This window comes from Amycolatopsis sp. cg13, assembly GCF_041346965.1.
In the GTDB taxonomy this organism is placed as follows: Bacteria; Actinomycetota; Actinomycetes; order Mycobacteriales; family Pseudonocardiaceae; genus Amycolatopsis.
This window is the reverse complement of sequence record NZ_CP166848.1, coordinates 4,602,055-4,617,958: the sequence shown is the minus strand read 5'-3', so window position 1 is coordinate 4,617,958 and position 15,904 is coordinate 4,602,055. Positions and strand designations below refer to the sequence as shown.

The window sequence follows — 15,904 nt, the reverse complement described above, 5'->3', positions numbered from 1 at the left end:
CGGCGGGCAATGTCAACTCCTCGAAACATTCCGGCACATTGAGGTAACACAGCGTCCTTACCGTCGGGTCATCGCCGACCCGAGGAGCGCTTGTGCCGCACGTCGACACACATTGCCCGTACTGCGCCTTGCAGTGCGGGATGCGCCTGGCTGAGACCCGGGTCACCCCAAGGGATTTCCCGGTCAACGCGGGCGGGCTGTGCCAGAAAGGCTGGACCGCCGGTTCGCTCCTGAAGTCCGGCGCACGACTGACCTCGCCGCTGCTCCGGCGAGACGGTGAACTGCAGCCGGTTTCCTGGGACGAGGCACTGGATTTCGTCGCGGCTCGCCTGCAAGCATCGCGACAGACATATGGCGCGGACTCGGTAGCGGTGTTCGGCGGTGGCGGTCTCACCAACGAAAAGGCTTACCTGCTCGGGAAATTCGCCCGAATCGCACTCGGAACGGCGCAAATCGACTACAACGGCCGATTCTGCATGTCCTCCGCCGCCGCGGCCGGAATCCGCGCGTTCGGCGTGGACCGCGGACTTCCTTTCCCCGTAACCGATCTCGCGGGCGCGGACGTAGTCCTGCTCGCCGGAGCGAACCCGGCCGAGACGATGCCGCCGTTCATGCAGCATCTGGACGGCGCGGAATTGATCGTCATCGACCCGCGCCGCACCCCGACCGCCGAACGCGCCGCGTTGCACCTCGCACCCGCGCCGGGAACGGATCTTGCGCTGACGTTGGGAATTCTGCACGCGGTCGTCGCCGAAGGGTACCTGGACAAGTCCTATGTGGATCTTCGAACGGCCGGGTTCGACGAGATGTGGCGGATTGCCGCGACCTGGTGGCCGGAGCGAGTCGAGCGAGTGACCGGCGTCTCGGCGGCGGATCAGCGCCGGGCGGCGGAAATGCTGGCGCGGGCGGCCAACGCGTATGTGCTTACCGGGCGCGGGACGGAACAGCACGCGTCCGGCACCGCGACAGTCGGCGGGTGGATCAACCTCGCGCTGGCGCTGGGATTGCCGGGCCGGGCCGGATCCGGGTTCGGCTGTCTGACCGGTCAGGGCAACGGCCAGGGCGGACGTGAGCACGGGCAGAAGGCGGATCAACTGCCGGGGTATCGCAAGATCGACGATCCGGCGGCGCGGGCGTACGTAGCCGGAGTTTGGGGCGTACCAACGGAAAGCTTGCCGGGGTCAGGACGGTCCGCGGTCGAGTTGCTCGATGAGCTGGGCGATTCGATCAAGGCGTTGCTCGTGTTCGGAAGCAATCCGGTGGTGTCCGCGCCACGGTCGGCTCGCGTGCAGGACCGGTTGGCTGAACTGGATCTTCTCGTGGTGGCGGACTTCGTGCTGTCGGAAACCGCGGAACTGGCCGACGTGGTTTTCCCGGTGCCGCAATGGGCCGAGGAGGAGGGCACGTTGACCAACCTCGAAGGCCGGGTGCTGCTGCGGCAGCGATCGATCGAACCGCCCGACGGAGTACGCAGCGATCTGGCGCTCTTGCGGGAACTCGCCGTCCGAATGGGACAGCCAGCGGAGAGGTTCCCGGACGACGCGACGGAGGTCTTCGAGGAACTGCGTACCGCGTCGAAAGGCGGAGCCGCGGACTACTTCGGGGTGACCTACGAACGGTTGCGGTCCGGGGAAGCGTTGCACTGGCCGGTTCCGGACCAGGAACACCGGGGCACGCCGCGAATGTTTCTCGACGGATTCGCCCACCCTGACGGACGGGCGCGGTTCGCGGAAGTTGACCACAGTGGACCCGCCGAGCTGCCGGACGAGGTGTTTCCGTTGCAGGCCACGACCGGTCGAGTGCTGCAGCACTACCAATCCGGTGCACAGACTCGCCGGATCGCGGAGTTGACGGCGGTCGTGCCGGAGGTGTTCGTCGAGGTTCATCCGGACACTGCGGCGCGGTCCGGGCTGGCCGACGGCGATCACGCGGTGGTGCGGTCGCGGCGCGGGGAGACGGTCGCGCGGGTGCGGTGCGTGTCGTCGATGCGGGCGGATCTGGTCTTTATGCCGTTCCACTTTCCCGGTGCGGCGCGAGCGAATCTGGTGACTAACCCGGCGCTCGACCCGGTGAGCCGGATGCCGGAGTTCAAGGTGTGCGCGGTGTCGTTGGCGAGGGCGGAAGCATGAGCGCGCGGAACGTCGTCATCATTGGATACGGAATGGCCGGTGCCCGGCTCGCGGACGAGATCCGGCGGCGCGACCCAGAAGCGGACCGCGTACGGCTGACGGTGCTCGGCGAAGAGCCGCATCCCGCGTACAACCGGGTACTTCTGTCCACTGTGGTCGCTGGCGGGATGAACCCGGAAACGGTGCGGCTGCACGATTCCGAGTGGGCGGCGCAGAAGCGGGTAGACCTCCGGCTCGGAACACGGGTGACGCGAATCGATCCGGCGCGACGGGTCGTCTGTACCGAGACCGAGGATTTCCCTTACGACGCAGTAGTCCTCGCGACCGGGGCCGCGCCTTGGTTGCCGCCGGTCGAAGGGCTCGAACTCGGGCCGGAGGTCGTGACGTTCCGAACGCTGGACGACTGTGCCCGCATCGTGGACGCCGCACGTCCGGGCGCACCGGTCGCGGTACTAGGCGGCGGGCTGCTTGGCCTGGAGGCCGCACGAGGTCTGGCCGGTCGCGGAGCGAACGTGACAGTGGTGCACCCGCAGCCGCATGTGCTGGAACGGCAACTGGATTCCGGCGCGGGCCGAGTGCTGGCGCGTCGGCTGGCGGAGCTGGGCGTGACATTCCGGTTCGAGGTAACGGCCGCCCGGCACCTTCCCGGCGATGGCTTGAAGCTCGACGACGGCAGCTTCGTCCCCGCTGACCTTGTGGTCGTCGCGGCCGGGGTGCGTCCGGAGACGTCGCTCGCCGAAGCCGCCGGGCTCGAAGTGGACCGCGGCATCCTGGTCGACGATCTACTTAGGACTAGTGACGGTCGGATCCACGCACTGGGCGACTGCGCCCGCCACCCAGGCGCACCAGCGGGTTTGGTGCAACCCGCGTGGGAGCAGGCTGCCGTGCTGGCGGACTTGCTCACCGGTGCGGACGCCACGGCGCGGTATCGCGGCACTCGCACGGTAACCCGGCTCAAAGCCCGCGACATCGATCTCGCCGCCCTCGGCGAAACGCAGGTGACCAGCGAGGACGCCGCTGCAGAGGTCGTGACCTTCGACGATCCGTCCGGCGGCCGGTACGGCAAGCTCGTCGTTCGCGGCGATCGGGTGACCGGCGCGATCCTGCTCGGCTTGCCGGACGCGGCGGCGACCGTGACGCAGCTGCACGACCGAGGCACGCCAGTTCCCGAAGACCGCCTCGCGGTTCTGCTCGGCCGCGCGTTGCCCGCGGGCGCGCCGACGGCGGCGAGCCCGGCCGATCTTCCGTCGTCCACAGTGATCTGCCGCTGCAACGCGGTGACCAAAGGCCGGCTGATCGAAGCCTGGCGGGGTGGCGCCACCGACGCTGCCGCACTCGCCCGAACCACCCGCGCCACCACGGGATGCGGCAGCTGCCGCGCCACGGTCGGCGCGGTCGCGGACTGGCTGGCCGCGCAATGACCGCCCCCGGTAACGAGGAGGACGCCATGACCCGCCGCCTGATCGAGCACTGGGATCCCGAGGACGACGAGTTCTGGGAGACGACCGGCAAGCGCGTCGCCCGGCGCAACCTGTGGTTTTCCGTGTTCTCCGAGCACATCGGCTTCTCGATCTGGACATTGTGGTCAGTCGTGGTGCTGTTCATGGGCCCGGCTTACGGATTCAGCGCGGCGGACAAGTTCCTGCTCGTCTCCACGCCGACGGTGGTCGGCGCGATCATGCGCATTCCGTACACCTTCGCGGTCGCGCGATTCGGCGGTCGCAATTGGACGGTCATCAGCGCGCTGCTGCTGCTCATCCCGACTGTGCTGACCGCGATCGTGTTGCACCCGGGTACCTCGCTCGGGACATTCGTGCTGATGGCCGCGCTCGGCGGGGTCGGCGGAGGAAACTTCGCCTCGTCGATGACGAACATCAACACCTTCTATCCGGAACGGCACAAGGGCTGGGCACTCGGGCTGAATGCAGGTGGCGGAAATCTTGGCGTCGCGGTGATTCAGCTTGTCGGACTCCTCGTGATCGGCACCGCTGGTGCGACTGCGCCGCGATTGGTGCTCTACATCTACCTTCCCTTGATCGTCATCGCGGCGACGTGCGCCGCGTTGTTCATGGACAACCTGGCCAGCGTTCGCGGTGACACCAAGGCGATGCGTGAGGTAGTCCGTTATGGACACACCTGGGTCATGTCGCTGCTGTACGTCGGTACGTTCGGTTCCTTCATCGGTTACAGCTTCGCCTTCGGTTTGGTGTTGCAGAACCAGTTCGGCCGGACGCCGTTGCAGGCGGCCGCGGTGACCTTCCTCGGTCCGCTGCTGGGCTCGCTGTCGCGGCCGATCGGCGGGTGGCTGTCGGACCGGATCGGCGGCGGCCGGGTCACCTTCGCGACCTTCGGGGCGATGGCGTTGGCGACCGTGGCGCTGGTGTTGGCTTCCTCGGCTGACTCGCTGGCGACGTTCACCGCCGCGTTCATCGTTTTGTTCGTGCTCACCGGAATCGGCAACGGGTCGACGTACAAGATGATCCCGGCGATTTTCCAGGTGAAGGCGCGGGCGGCGATTCAGGCCGGTGCGGACGAGGCGACGGAATTGCGGAACGCTCGCCGCCTGTCCGGCGCGTTGATCGGCTTGGCGGGTGCGATCGGCGCGCTGGGCGGGTTGTTCATCAACCTCGCGTTCCGGCAGTCGTTCGCCACCGCGCACAGCGGTGTTCCGGCGTTCGTCGGATTCCTGGTCTTCTACGCGGTGTGCGTGGGTGTGACGTGGTTCGGCTACTTGCGCAAGCCGGCGGTGCGCGCGCAGGTGGCGTTGGCAGGAGCGGAGGTCTGAAATGCCTACAGTGGTGGTCGCCGGGCACGGAATGGTCGCGCACCGGTTCGTGGAGGCACTTCGCGCGGCAGACGCGGCGGGTGAATGGCGGGTTGTCGTCTTCGGCGAGGAGAACCGTCCCGCGTACGACCGGGTCGCGCTGACCTCCTATGTGGACAGTTGGGATCCGGCGGCGTTGGCGTTGCCGGGATCGGATTACGCCGGAGACGACGCGGTCGAGCTTCGTCTCGGCGAGGTCGTCGTTTCGGTGGATCGCGAAGCCAAGACGGTAACGACGGCGGCCGGACACGTGCAGCCGTATGACTCATTGGTGCTGGCTACCGGCTCTCGTCCGTTCGTGCCGCCGGTTCCGGGCCGGGACCTGCCGGGTGTCTTCGTGTATCGGACGATCGAAGACCTCGACGCCATTCGTGCGGCGGCTGAACGGCAAGGACGTGGTCGTCGGGCGGCCGTGGTGATCGGCGGCGGTCTGCTCGGCCTGGAAGCGGCGAAGGCGTTGCGGGACATGGGCTTGTCCCCGCACGTCGTGGAGATGGCCCCGCGGTTGATGCCGTTGCAGGTCGACGATGGCGGCGGCGGGCTTCTGCGACGGCTGATCGCGAACCTTGACGTGACTGTCCACACGGGAACTTCCACCGACGCGATCGAGGCCGACGGATCGCGGCTGCTGGCGCGGCTGGGCAACGGCACGGAGCTGGACGTCGACCTGGTGGTCTTCTCCGCCGGTGTCCGGCCTCGGGACGATCTGGCCCGGGAGTCCGGTTTGGACGTCGGCGAGCGCGGCGGCGTGCTGGTCGACGCGACCTGCCGGACCAGTGACTCGGCGGTCTACGCGATCGGCGAATGCGCGGCCGTCGAAGGCCGCGTGTACGGCATCGTCGCGCCGGGATACGCGATGGCGGAGGTGGTCGCGGCGCAGCTCACCGGCACCACGGCGAGCTTCCCCGAACCGGACACCGCGACGAAGCTGAAGCTGATGGGCGTGGACGTCGCCAGCTTCGGCGACGCGCACGCGGCCACCGAAGGAGCGCTCGAAGTCGCGGTGAACGACGCCGTGGCCGGGACGTACAAGAAGCTCGTGGTCACCGACGACGGCCGGACGCTGCTCGGCGGGGTCTTGGTCGGCGACGCCGCGGAGTACAACACGTTGCGCGCGTTGGTCGGTCGTCCGCTGCCTGCTGACCCGGGCGCGTTGCTCGCCCCGGCCGGTGGCGGCGCGGCGGTCGGCGTCGATGCATTGCCGGACGAGGCGCAGGTTTGTTCGTGCAACGGGGTTTCCAAGGGCACGTTGACCCGCGCGATCACCGAGGACGGCTGCGATTCGGTCGGGAAGCTGAAGGCGTGCACGCGGGCGGGAACCTCGTGCGGCTCGTGCGTGCCGATGCTCGCGAAGCTGCTGAACGCGTGCGGCGTCGAGCAGTCGAAGGCGTTGTGCGAACACTTCACGCAGTCGCGCGCGGAGCTATTCGAGATCATCCGGGCGACGCAGATGACGACGTTCAGCGAGGTGGTGAGCCGGTACGGCACCGGGACCGGTTGTGCGGTCTGCAAACCCGCGGTGGCGTCGATCCTGGCGACGCTGGGCAACGGGCACATCCTCGGCGGCGAGCAGGCCTCGCTGCAGGACACGAATGACCGGTTCCTCGCGAACATGCAGCGCAACGGCAGCTATTCGGTCGTGCCGCGAATTCCCGGCGGGGAGATCACGCCGGAGAAGCTGATGGTGATCGCGCAAGTCGCGCAGGACTTCGGGCTGTACACGAAGATCACCGGCGGACAGCGGATCGACCTGTTCGGGGCCACTGTGGACCAGTTGCCGGAGATCTGGCGGCGGCTGGTCGACGCGGGCTTCGAGTCCGGGCACGCGTATGGAAAGTCGTTGCGCACAGTCAAATCCTGCGTCGGCTCTACGTGGTGCCGGTATGGCGTGCAGGACAGTGTGGGGCTGGCGATCGACTTGGAACTGCGGTATCGCGGGCTGCGTTCTCCGCACAAGATCAAGGCCGGAGTGTCCGGGTGTGCCCGGGAATGTGCTGAAGCGCGCGGCAAGGACTTCGGTGTGATCGCCACCGAACATGGTTGGAACCTTTACGTCGGCGGCAACGGCGGCGCGACGCCTCGGCATGCGGAGCTCCTGGTGTCTGATGTGGACACGGAAACGCTGGTGCGCACGATCGACCGGTTCCTGATGTTCTACGTGCGCACGGCGGATCGGCTGCAACGCACGGCACCGTGGATCGAGGAACTGGACGGCGGGCTCGACCACCTGCGCGCGGTGATCGTGGACGACAGCCTCGGCATCTGCGAGGACTTGGACGCGGCGATGGCGAAACACGTCGAGGGCTACACCGACGAATGGCGCGGGGTGCTGGAGGATCCGGACAAGCTGGCGCGGTTCAGTTCGTTCGTGAACGCGCCGGGGACGCCGGATCCGTCGATTTCGTTCCGCGAGGAGCGGGAGCAGCGGATCCCGGTGTTGCTGGGAGTTCCGGAGGTGCGGCGATGACCATGACTTCACCCTGGACCGCGGTGTGCGCGGCCGCGGACATCCCGGAGTTCTCCGGAGCCACCGCGCTGGTCGACGGCCACCAAGTCGCGGTGTTCCACGCAGGCGACGGCTGGTACGCACTGTCCAATTGGGACCCGTGCAGTGGTGCGGCTGTGCTGTCACGCGGGATTGTCGGCGACGCCGGGGGAGAGCCGGTGGTCGCGTCGCCGGTCTACAAAGAACGGTTCTCCCTGCGCAGTGGCGCTTGCCTGGACGCAGAAGGAGTTTCGGTGCCGGTGTACCCGGTTCGCGTACGGGACGGGGTGATCGAGGTGGGATCACCGTGACGGACGTCCGGCCACTGGCCGGGTTCACGGTAGGAATCACGGCAGCGCGCCGAGCTGAAGAGCTGGGCGCGCTGCTCGTGCGCCAGGGTGCTGCCGTCCGCTATGGACCGGCCATCCGGATCGTGCCGCTGGCCGACGACACCGAGCTGCACGCGGCGACGATGCGGTTGCTGGAGTCCCCAGTGGACATTGTGGTGGCGACGACCGGGATCGGCTTTCGCGGCTGGATCGAGGCTGCGGAAGGCTGGGGCCTCGGCGAGAAGGTGCTCGACCATCTGTCGAACGCGTCGATGCTGACGCGCGGTCCGAAGGCCGCCGGAGCGGTGCGGACGGCGGGATTGGCGGAGGACTATTCGCCCGCGTCGGAGAGCAACGCGGAGCTGCTGCAGTACCTGACCAAGTCCGGAGTGGACGGACGGCGGATCGCGCTTCAGCTGCACGGCGAACCGCTCCCGTACTTCGCGGAGGCCCTTCGGCGGGCGGGCGCCGAGGTGATCGAGATCCCGGTGTACCGCTGGGTGGCTCCGGCTGATCCAGGACCGCTCGACCGGCTGTTGGACGCGGTACTGGAAGGAACGATCGACGCTCTGCCGTTCACCAGCGCGCCCGCCGCTGCTTCGACGGTCGCGATGGCGCGGCGGACTGGCCGGCTCGGTGAGCTGATCGAGGTATTGAGCAACCGGGTGGTCGTGGCGTGCGTCGGGCCGATTGCGGCCGGGCCGCTCGCCTCGCTGGGTATTCCGACTGTCCAACCGAGACGGTCGCGGATCGGCGCGTTGGCGCGAACCGTCGCCGACACCTTGGCCACAGCCTCGCCGACGCTGTACGCCGCAGGTCATGTGCTGCAGGTCCGCGGCACCGGCGCACTGGTCGACGGCGAATGGCGCGAGATCGCTCCCGCACCGATGGCGCTCTTGCGCGCGCTCGCCCGACAACCTGGCCGGGTCGTCGCGCGCCGAGAGCTGTCCGCGGAGCTTCCGTCGGGCGGCGAGGCCCACGCAGTGGAGACCGCGATCGGCCGGTTGCGGACCTCCCTCGGCGGTACCGGAGTAGTGCAGACGGTGGTCAAGCGCGGCTATCGGCTGGCGGTGAATCCCGGCGACACCCCGGCGCCGATCGGCTAACCTCGGCCTGGTGCGGATGGTTTCCATTCCGGCGGGAACGGTGAGACTCACCGACCGGCGGACAGAACGCAGCTGGACAGCCGACGTGCCCGCGTTCGAACTGGGCGCGATCCCGATCACCCAGGAGCAATACAACGGCGGCGGAGATCTGCCCGCGGTCGAGGTGTCCTGGTTGGACGCTGTGCGGTTCTGCAACACACTGTCCGAACGCGACGGACTGCCGCCCGCGTACCTGATCGGCGACGAGGTGGAGTGGGATCGGTCCGCTTCCGGCTACCGGCTGCCTACTGAAGCCGAATGGGAACACGCTTGCCGCGCTGGCACCGAAGGCCCTCGGTACGGCGACCTGGACGAGATCGCCTGGTACGAGGGAAACTCCGGCGGCCGGCTGCATCGGTCCGGTGAGAAGCGTCCGAATGCGTGGGGCGCTTACGACTTGCTCGGCAACACCTGGGATTGGTGCTGGGATCTCTACGATCCGGCGGTCTACGGCGAGTATCGAGTGCTCAAGGGCGGCGGCTGGGCGGACGAACACTGGAGCGTCCGGGTGTCGGTGCGCCGCCGGAGCCACCCGGCCTTCCGGGTGGACGATGTCGGCTTCCGTATCGCGCGGTCCAGTTAGGACTGTGCGGAGTCCCACCAGGACAGGATCCGGGTGCCGTACAGCGTCAGCCATTTCGAGGGTTGTCCGGCGGGGACATCGACCTCGAACCACATGTCGCCGTTGAGCCGACCGTCCTGCAGCCAGGTTCCGTCCGGCTGCCGGGCGGCGCGAACCCGTTCCACCGCCTCGGCGAGCCGCGGGTCGGGCGGAATGTCGTCGACAATGGCGGCTTCGCGGAAGTGCTCGACCGCGTTGATCGCGCTGTAATGCCACCGCACCGGATACGCGAAATGATCCACCCACGACGCCACCTGCTCACCGGTCGAGAGCCGGTACAGCAGACGGCGTTCCAGCAGATACTCCTCACCGGCACGGCGGGCGGCGTGCGTCTCGTCGGTGCCGCCGGTCGCGATGTCGTAGGCGAGCAGGCCCTTCACCGCGTTCAGCGTCGAGTGGAAGGACGAGCGTTTCGACCCGTCGACCCATTCGCAGTTCCAGCCGCCGTCGGCCAGCTGATGCTCGGGGAACCAATGAGCGAGCTTCGAGACGTCAACGCCGAGCCAGCCGCCGTTCGCGAGGGTCCAGGCGTTGATGCAGACGTCGACCTCGCCGTCCCAGTATGGCAAATCGTGGTATTCCCACCGGGAATTCTCGGCGATCAATTCCGCGGTCCGGCGAGCGCGCAGCACCGCCGGATCCAGGCCCCATTCACGCAGCATGTTGAGCGACCAGGTGGTGGCCGTCCACGGCTGTCCGGTGTCCGGGCCGGGTGTGAACTCCGCCGGGAAGAACGCGCCACCGGCCCACTGTCCGTCCGGGTCCTGCTTCGCGAGGAGTTGCGCGCCGAAGCCCTCGGTCGCGATCTTGTGCCGGGTGGCCGTCCAGACCTCGGGCGGCGCGTCCGCTAAGTCCCGTTCGACCTGCCAGCGCAGCGTCGGGTCTGAGTCGAGCAGCCATTTCAGCACGTCAGGGACTTTAGCCCGCCGGTCAACCCCACGTCACGGAAAAGTCTTGGTAGCCCCGTGCGGACGCGACCCGGGCCGCCTCGTCCTCCGCGGTTTGGCGGTCTGAGCGGCGGAGCGGATCGAATTCGGCGAGCGTGAAGGCCAGCCGTTTGCCGGACGCTTTCATGCGCCAGGTGCCCATGATCTCGCCGTCGACCAATAGCGCACCGGGACTGCCGAGAATTTTCCACACCTCTTTCGCCCGCGCTTTGTCCGGCACGAGTACGCCCTTGTCGCGGCCCTGCGTGTACGGATCGAGCGGCGGCAACAGGCGTACTCCAGCAGCCGACGGCGGGTTCTCCAACGCGGACAACCGGTCAGCCGGGATGAAGGTCCGTCGTCCGTCCACTTTGACCTCGGCGAGCGAGGCAGGCCAGGTCTCGCTTACGGAAGTCTTTGCGGTGCCGAGAAAACCCGCCGAATCGCCTTGCGTCGCGGGTCCGTGGAAGCGCAGATACTGCTCAATCAACCGTGAAACCGCCGCCGGAACCGGACGCGTGGACATCCGTCCGCGATCCTCCAGCGGAGCGAGCGTCGCCGGAGACTGTCCTGCTTCGAGCCGCGCACCGCCGTGCAGGGAGGCGATTCGCATGAGCTGCTCATGGACGTGCGTCGTATTGCAAGGACGGCACCACCGGCTGTACGCGGGCGGCAACAGCTTCGTGATTTCTCCGCTCACTACGCCCTTGGTCATCGGCTTGGTGACCACTTTGCGGATCGCCCGCGCGGTGGTGAAGATAATGTCCACAGGGGACACGTCAGCAGCCTGGATGTCCTTCTTCTGCCACAACATCCGGGCCAGCGCGTCCGGCTCGTCGACCGGTACCAAGGCGGCGGTCAGCTCGGAAAGATTCGTGCGCCGGTGGAAATGCGGCGCGCCCCGGTGCGACCACACCAGGGCGAGCCGCGAATCGTCCACAAGAGACTCCGGCGTGACCGGGTCTGGCATCCGCGCGGTCAGGGAGAGCGCCGCGGTGTCGCGCATGCTGTCCTGCAGTCCGAGGTCCAGCAGCGGCAGGTCGTACGGATCGGCGACCGAGCGGTGCAGCCCCTGCTCGGCGATCCGGTACGCCAGCGCCTGTTCGCGCGACACCTCCAGCATCCCGGCCTCCCTCAGATCTGGTAGTCGAAGGTGTACGACACGGTCGGCTCGCCCAGCACGCCGTGCACTGTGCCGGAGCCGCTGATGCCGGCCAGCTCGCCGGTCCCGGAGCCCGGCACGACCTCGAATGTCGAGCGGATGCTCTTCGGGTCGAAACCCCACTCCTGACGGACGACGAACGTGCCGCGGCGGCCGTCGACAGTGCCCTCGAACCGGTCGTAGCCCGGCGACGTGGTCGCGCCGCCGTCGTAGCCTTCGCCCGGGTAGTACAGCAGGTAGTCGCCGGTGGCCGCACCCTGGATGACGCCCGAGTACTCCATCGCGGCGTGCACGTACGCGACGCGCGGGCCGCCCTCCTCGCCGCTCGCCACGTGCTCTTCCCACTTCGTCATGCCAAACGTGTTCATGCCGCTTACTCAATCATCCATACCTGCCATCTTGTGTCAGGTATTTCAGTCATACTTGGCGCATGCGTGCCGGCCGTTTGCTCACCGTGCTTCTCCTGCTGCAGAACCGCGGCCGGATGACCGCCGAGGAACTGGCCGCTGAGCTGGAGGTTTCGGTCCGGACGGTGTACCGGGACATCGACGCGCTGTCGGCCTCGGGCGTCCCGGTGTACGCCGACCGCGGCCGCAGCGGCGGTTACCAGCTCGTCGACGGCTACCGGACCCGGCTGACCGGCCTCAACGAGGACGAAGCCCAGTCGCTGGCGCTGGCCGGGCTGCCGGTAGCGGCCGCTGAGCTGGGGCTCGGCACCGTGCTGGCGGCGGCGCAGCTGAAGCTGTACGCGGCGTTGCCGCAGGAGCTGCGCAGCCGCGCCGGCCGCGTCGCGGAACGGTTCTACCTCGACGTTCCCGGCTGGCATCGCGGCATCGAAAGCCTGCCGACCCTGTCCGCGGTCGCCGACGCGGTGTGGTCCGCGCGGCGGATCCGCGTCCGGTACGAACGGTGGGGCCAGCGCGAGGTCGAACGGGTGCTGGAACCGCTCGGACTGATCCTCAAAGCGGGCAACTGGTACCTCGCCGCCCGGTGCGAGGGGACCGATCGCACCTACCGGATTTCGCGCATCCACGAGCTGACCGACCTCGGCGAGGAGTTCGAGCGACCGGCGGAATTCGACCTCGCCGGTTACTGGCAGGAGTGGTCCGAGCAGTTCGAACGCCGGATGTACCCCCGAAAGGCGACAGTGCGCCTCTCGCCGCGCTCCCAAGCTCTCGTACCGTTCTATGCGGGCAGCGTCGGCGCCCGGGCGCTTCGCGAGGCAGTCGCCGCCGGAGCGGAACCGGACGGCGACGGATGGTTGACGATCGATCTCCCGGTCGAACCGGGCGAAGCGGCGATCGGCGAGCTGCTGCGGTTCGGACCGCATTTGGAGGTGCTCGCGCCGGAGGACCTGCGGACGGAACTGGCGGCGGCGATCCGGGAGATGGGGCAGACGTATGAGTGACCTGGACGGCGCGTCTTCGCCGGAGATGGGACAAGCGGATGGGTGAGCTGGACGGCGTGCGGATCGGCGTCACGGCCGAGCGGCGCGCGGACGACCTGATCGGCGCGTTGCTCAGGCATGGTGCGGAAGTGCGGCACGCGCCGACGATCACCATCGTGCCGCTCGCCGACGATCCGGAACTGCGCCGCGGTACCGAAGCCGTCCTCGCCGCGCCGGTCGGCCTCACCGCAGTCACGACCGGAGCCGGGTTCCGCGGTTGGCTCGACGCCGCCGAAGGCTGGGGCTTGCGCGACTCGCTGCTGGACGCGCTGTCCGGGTCGCGCATCTTCGCGCGCGGGCCGAAAGCGGTGGGCGCGGTGCGTGGCGTCGGTCTGCGCGAGGAGTACTCCGCGCCCGGCGAAACCAACGACGAGCTGTTCAGCGCGCTCACCGACGCCGGTGTCGACGGCGCGCGCGTGGCGTTGCAGCTGCACGGCGCACCGCTGCCGGAGTTCACCGATCCGCTAGCGGCGGCGGGGGCGTCGGTGCTCGCGGTGCAGCCTTATCGCTGGCACACGCCGCCGAATCCGGAGCCGGTGTTCTCGTTGATCCGCGAAGTGCTGTCGGGAGAACTGGCCGCGTTGGTGTTCACTAGCGCCCCGGCCGCGACGAATTTCCTGACGCTCGCCGACGAATCCGGGCGCGGCACGGAGCTGCGCGAGACCCTGCGCGGTGGCACGGTCGTCTGCGCGTGCGTTGGTCCGGTGACCGCTGCGCCATTGGAGGCAGCGGGTATCCGCACGCTACAGCCGGAGCGTCAGCGGCTAGGCGCGTTGGTGAAGCTAGTGGTCGCGAAGCTCGGTTAGGACGCTTCGGCCTGCTGTCGTCCGGCAGCTTCTTCGCTGAGGCCATGTCGCCAGTAGCCGGTGAAGCAGATGGCGGTCTTGTCGAAGCCGCGCTCGCGGACAAGGTGTCGCCGAACGAGCTTCACGACACCTGCTTCGCCGGAGACCCACGCGTACGGCGTGCCGTTGGGAAGCTCTGCCGCGCGTACGGCGTCGACGAGCGCTTCGCCGTGCGTACGCGCACCGCGGACCACCCAGTGCACTTCGACCGCACCGTTAGTCTCGAAGGTCTGTCGCTCCGCGCGGTCCGGAATCTCGACGTACACCGACGCGCGCGCCGACTGCGGCAGCCGCTCGAGAATCCCGCCGATCGCCGGCAACGCTGTCTCGTCGCCGACCAACAGCTGCCACGTCGTCCCGTCCGGCACGTCGTACAACCCGTGCGGCCCGAGGAACGCCACGCGCCCGCCGATCTCCGCCTGCCCAGCCCACGTCGAGGCTGGGCCGCCGCTCTCCTCGTGCAGCACGAAGTCGACGTCCACCTCGCCGCTCTCCGGACGCGCCGCGCGCACCGTGTAAGTCCGCATCGGCGGCCGGACGTCGTCGGGCATCGCGAGGTAGCGGCGGTACCAGGACAGGACGTCGTCCTCGCCCATCTCGGCGGGCGGCAGGTGCGGCTCCTCGTCGCCGGGGAGCGGGAAGAACACCTTCACGTACGCGTCCGGCGCCACCGGGCCCGCCGCCGCGAGTCCCGGGCAGTCGAACGTGACCCGAGCCATGTGCGGGGTGATCCGCCGGACCGCGATGACCTTGCCGGGGTGGTAAGTGAGGACGCTCATGAGGTGAGGCTAACCTAAAATGTGCGGGGCGGGCTATGGCCGGGGAGGATGGCGGGCGCCACGTTTGCCTGGATTGGGCGGGGTTCGGGCGTCGGCGGTGAGGCTGGCTGCGTCCGCGGAGGGCCCCGCTCGCCTCGGAGGTTGGTGCGGGCTCGGCCGCGAGATCACGGGCTTGGAGGCGATGAGAAGGTCCGTGAAGGGCTCCTTGAGGGAATCTAGTTCCCTCAAGGAGCCCTTCACGGACCTCTGCGGGACCTTCACGGACCTCTGCGGGACCTTCACGGACCTCTGCGGGACCTTCACGGACCTCTGCGGGACCTTCACGGACCTCTGCGGGACCTTCACGGACCTCTGCGGGACCTTCACGGACCTCTGCGGGACCTTCACGGACCTCTGCGGGCCCTTCACGGACCTCTGCGGGCCCTTCACGGACCTCTGCGGGCCCTTCACGGACCTCTGCGGGCCCTTCACGGACCTCTGCGGGAGTGGATGGAGGGCCGCTCCGGCCCGCTTCGCCCGGCCGCGCGACACCACTGCCAAAACCCCAATGTGGCATTGGGTGCGCGGGACGCACCGAATGCCACATTGGGTGCGTCAGATGCACCCAATGTGGCATTGGGGCGGAGTCCTGCCGAGCCATGCAGAAGTCGTCTCCGGCAAGCCGTGGTCCGCGAGCCGTCGTGCGGGAGCCGCAACCTCGTTGCCGCGCGCGCCGGGCCTGGCCGGACGGTCGCCGAGCGGATGGCTCGGCCGGGGCGGCACGAATCCCGGTGTCATCGCGCCGGGGCCGTGGCTGGTCGCCGTGCAGAGGCCGTCGCCGAGAAGATCTAGAACAAGCCGGGCGGCTCGTCCTCGCCGGGTTCGTCCCCGTTCGGACGCCAGCGGTACTTGCGCAGGTCCACCTTCTCGCCGTCCGCCAGCACGCCCTCGGCGCGCAGTCGCTCCAGCTGTTCGTGCAGCAGATGCGGCGCGGGCGTCCCGTTCGCGCGGAGGATGCGGTGCCAGGGCAGGTCGTGGCCGTCCTCGGCTAGGGCCCGGCCGACCATGCGCGGGGAGGGGGCGCCGGAGAGCGCTGCGACGTCGCCGTACGTCGCGACTGTCCCCGCGGGTACGTCGGCGATGACTGCGCGTATCCGCTCGTGCAGTTCGTCGTTCATGACCCGGCAGATGATAGTCCCGCCGAGGGGTGTGCCGGTGCGCCACCCGGGTGA

14 protein-coding genes are annotated in these 15,904 nt (G+C 68.5%); 9 read left to right on the top strand and 5 right to left on the bottom strand.

Going from position 1 to position 15,904, the window contains the following annotated elements; translation table 11 throughout:
- Positions 1–92 precede the first annotated feature (92 nt).
- The 7 genes from AB5I40_RS21070 to AB5I40_RS21040 are packed head-to-tail and all read left to right on the top strand — an operon-like array spanning position 93 to position 9,495.
- Positions 93–2,129 carry a molybdopterin oxidoreductase family protein gene (locus tag AB5I40_RS21070; RefSeq protein WP_370940242.1) on the top strand — a complete coding sequence of 679 codons (2,037 nt, stop codon included), beginning with the start codon at positions 93–95 and terminating at the stop codon, positions 2,127–2,129.
- Entirely contained in the window at positions 2,126–3,550 is a 1,425-nt protein-coding gene (locus AB5I40_RS21065; protein WP_370940241.1) for an FAD-dependent oxidoreductase, read from the top strand. Before AB5I40_RS21070 ends, AB5I40_RS21065 begins: the two co-directional genes overlap by 4 nt.
- A 26-nt stretch (positions 3,551–3,576) precedes the next feature.
- The gene (locus AB5I40_RS21060; RefSeq protein WP_370940240.1) at positions 3,577–4,914 is read left to right on the top strand and encodes a nitrate/nitrite transporter; all 1,338 of its coding nucleotides are present in this window, start codon (positions 3,577–3,579) and stop codon (positions 4,912–4,914) included.
- A gap of 1 nt (position 4,915) precedes the next feature.
- Positions 4,916–7,420 (top strand): nitrite reductase large subunit NirB, encoded by a 2,505-nt coding sequence (gene nirB, locus AB5I40_RS21055; RefSeq protein WP_370940239.1) that lies wholly within the window; start codon positions 4,916–4,918, stop codon positions 7,418–7,420.
- Positions 7,417–7,749, top strand: a complete 333-nt coding sequence (nirD, locus tag AB5I40_RS21050; protein ID WP_370940238.1) for a nitrite reductase small subunit NirD — start codon at positions 7,417–7,419, stop codon at positions 7,747–7,749. Before nirB ends, nirD begins: the two co-directional genes overlap by 4 nt.
- A complete protein-coding gene (locus tag AB5I40_RS21045) occupies positions 7,746–8,873 on the top strand; it encodes a uroporphyrinogen-III synthase (RefSeq protein ID WP_370940237.1) in 1,128 nt (375 codons plus the stop codon). Before nirD ends, AB5I40_RS21045 begins: the two co-directional genes overlap by 4 nt.
- A gap of 10 nt (positions 8,874–8,883) precedes the next feature.
- Positions 8,884–9,495: a formylglycine-generating enzyme family protein gene (locus AB5I40_RS21040; protein WP_370940236.1), complete on the top strand. Its 612-nt coding sequence runs from the start codon at positions 8,884–8,886 to the stop codon at positions 9,493–9,495.
- Here AB5I40_RS21040 and AB5I40_RS21035 read toward each other — a convergent pair.
- From AB5I40_RS21035 to AB5I40_RS21025, 3 genes are read right to left on the bottom strand one after another with little or no spacing between them, the layout of a single operon-like run.
- Positions 9,492–10,442: a squalene cyclase gene (locus AB5I40_RS21035; protein ID WP_370940235.1), complete on the bottom strand. Its 951-nt coding sequence runs from the start codon at positions 10,440–10,442 to the stop codon at positions 9,492–9,494. The two genes, AB5I40_RS21040 and AB5I40_RS21035, sit on opposite strands and share 4 nt — an antisense overlap.
- A 22-nt stretch (positions 10,443–10,464) precedes the next feature.
- The gene (locus AB5I40_RS21030) at positions 10,465–11,583 is read right to left on the bottom strand and encodes a winged helix DNA-binding domain-containing protein (RefSeq protein ID WP_370940234.1); all 1,119 of its coding nucleotides are present in this window, start codon (positions 11,581–11,583) and stop codon (positions 10,465–10,467) included.
- Between the two features lie 11 nt (positions 11,584–11,594).
- On the bottom strand, positions 11,595–11,990 hold the full coding sequence (locus AB5I40_RS21025) for a DUF3224 domain-containing protein (RefSeq protein WP_370940233.1): 396 nt from the start codon (positions 11,988–11,990) through the stop codon (positions 11,595–11,597).
- Between the two features lie 62 nt (positions 11,991–12,052).
- Here AB5I40_RS21025 and AB5I40_RS21020 point away from each other — a divergent pair, with 62 nt between their 5' ends.
- Together AB5I40_RS21020 and AB5I40_RS21015 are read left to right on the top strand one after the other, a co-directional pair.
- A complete protein-coding gene (locus tag AB5I40_RS21020; RefSeq protein ID WP_370940232.1) occupies positions 12,053–13,030 on the top strand; it encodes a helix-turn-helix transcriptional regulator in 978 nt (325 codons plus the stop codon).
- A gap of 38 nt (positions 13,031–13,068) precedes the next feature.
- A complete protein-coding gene (locus AB5I40_RS21015; RefSeq protein ID WP_370940231.1) occupies positions 13,069–13,875 on the top strand; it encodes a uroporphyrinogen-III synthase in 807 nt (268 codons plus the stop codon).
- Here the strand turns inward: AB5I40_RS21015 and AB5I40_RS21010 are convergent.
- Together AB5I40_RS21010 and AB5I40_RS21005 are read right to left on the bottom strand one after the other, a co-directional pair.
- Positions 13,872–14,693: a siderophore-interacting protein gene (locus AB5I40_RS21010; protein WP_370940230.1), complete on the bottom strand. Its 822-nt coding sequence runs from the start codon at positions 14,691–14,693 to the stop codon at positions 13,872–13,874. The genes AB5I40_RS21015 and AB5I40_RS21010 overlap by 4 nt on opposite strands.
- Before the next feature lie 827 nt (positions 14,694–15,520).
- On the bottom strand, positions 15,521–15,850 hold the full coding sequence (locus AB5I40_RS21005; protein ID WP_370940229.1) for an MGMT family protein: 330 nt from the start codon (positions 15,848–15,850) through the stop codon (positions 15,521–15,523).
- Positions 15,851–15,904: the final 54 nt, after the last annotated feature.

Coding starts and splice junctions, on each gene's coding strand:
- AB5I40_RS21065 (WP_370940241.1), top strand. CDS start 2,126: ATGAGCGCGCGGAACGTCGTCATCATTGGATACGGAATGGCCGGTGCC.
- AB5I40_RS21060 (WP_370940240.1), top strand. CDS start 3,577: ATGACCCGCCGCCTGATCGAGCACTGGGATCCCGAGGACGACGAGTTC.
- nirB (WP_370940239.1), top strand. CDS start 4,916: ATGCCTACAGTGGTGGTCGCCGGGCACGGAATGGTCGCGCACCGGTTC.
- nirD (WP_370940238.1), top strand. CDS start 7,417: ATGACCATGACTTCACCCTGGACCGCGGTGTGCGCGGCCGCGGACATC.
- AB5I40_RS21030 (WP_370940234.1), bottom strand. CDS start 11,583: ATGCTGGAGGTGTCGCGCGAACAGGCGCTGGCGTACCGGATCGCCGAG.
- AB5I40_RS21025 (WP_370940233.1), bottom strand. CDS start 11,990: ATGAACACGTTTGGCATGACGAAGTGGGAAGAGCACGTGGCGAGCGGC.
- AB5I40_RS21020 (WP_370940232.1), top strand. CDS start 12,053: ATGCGTGCCGGCCGTTTGCTCACCGTGCTTCTCCTGCTGCAGAACCGC.
- AB5I40_RS21015 (WP_370940231.1), top strand. CDS start 13,069: ATGGGTGAGCTGGACGGCGTGCGGATCGGCGTCACGGCCGAGCGGCGC.
- AB5I40_RS21010 (WP_370940230.1), bottom strand. CDS start 14,693: ATGAGCGTCCTCACTTACCACCCCGGCAAGGTCATCGCGGTCCGGCGG.
- AB5I40_RS21005 (WP_370940229.1), bottom strand. CDS start 15,850: ATGAACGACGAACTGCACGAGCGGATACGCGCAGTCATCGCCGACGTA.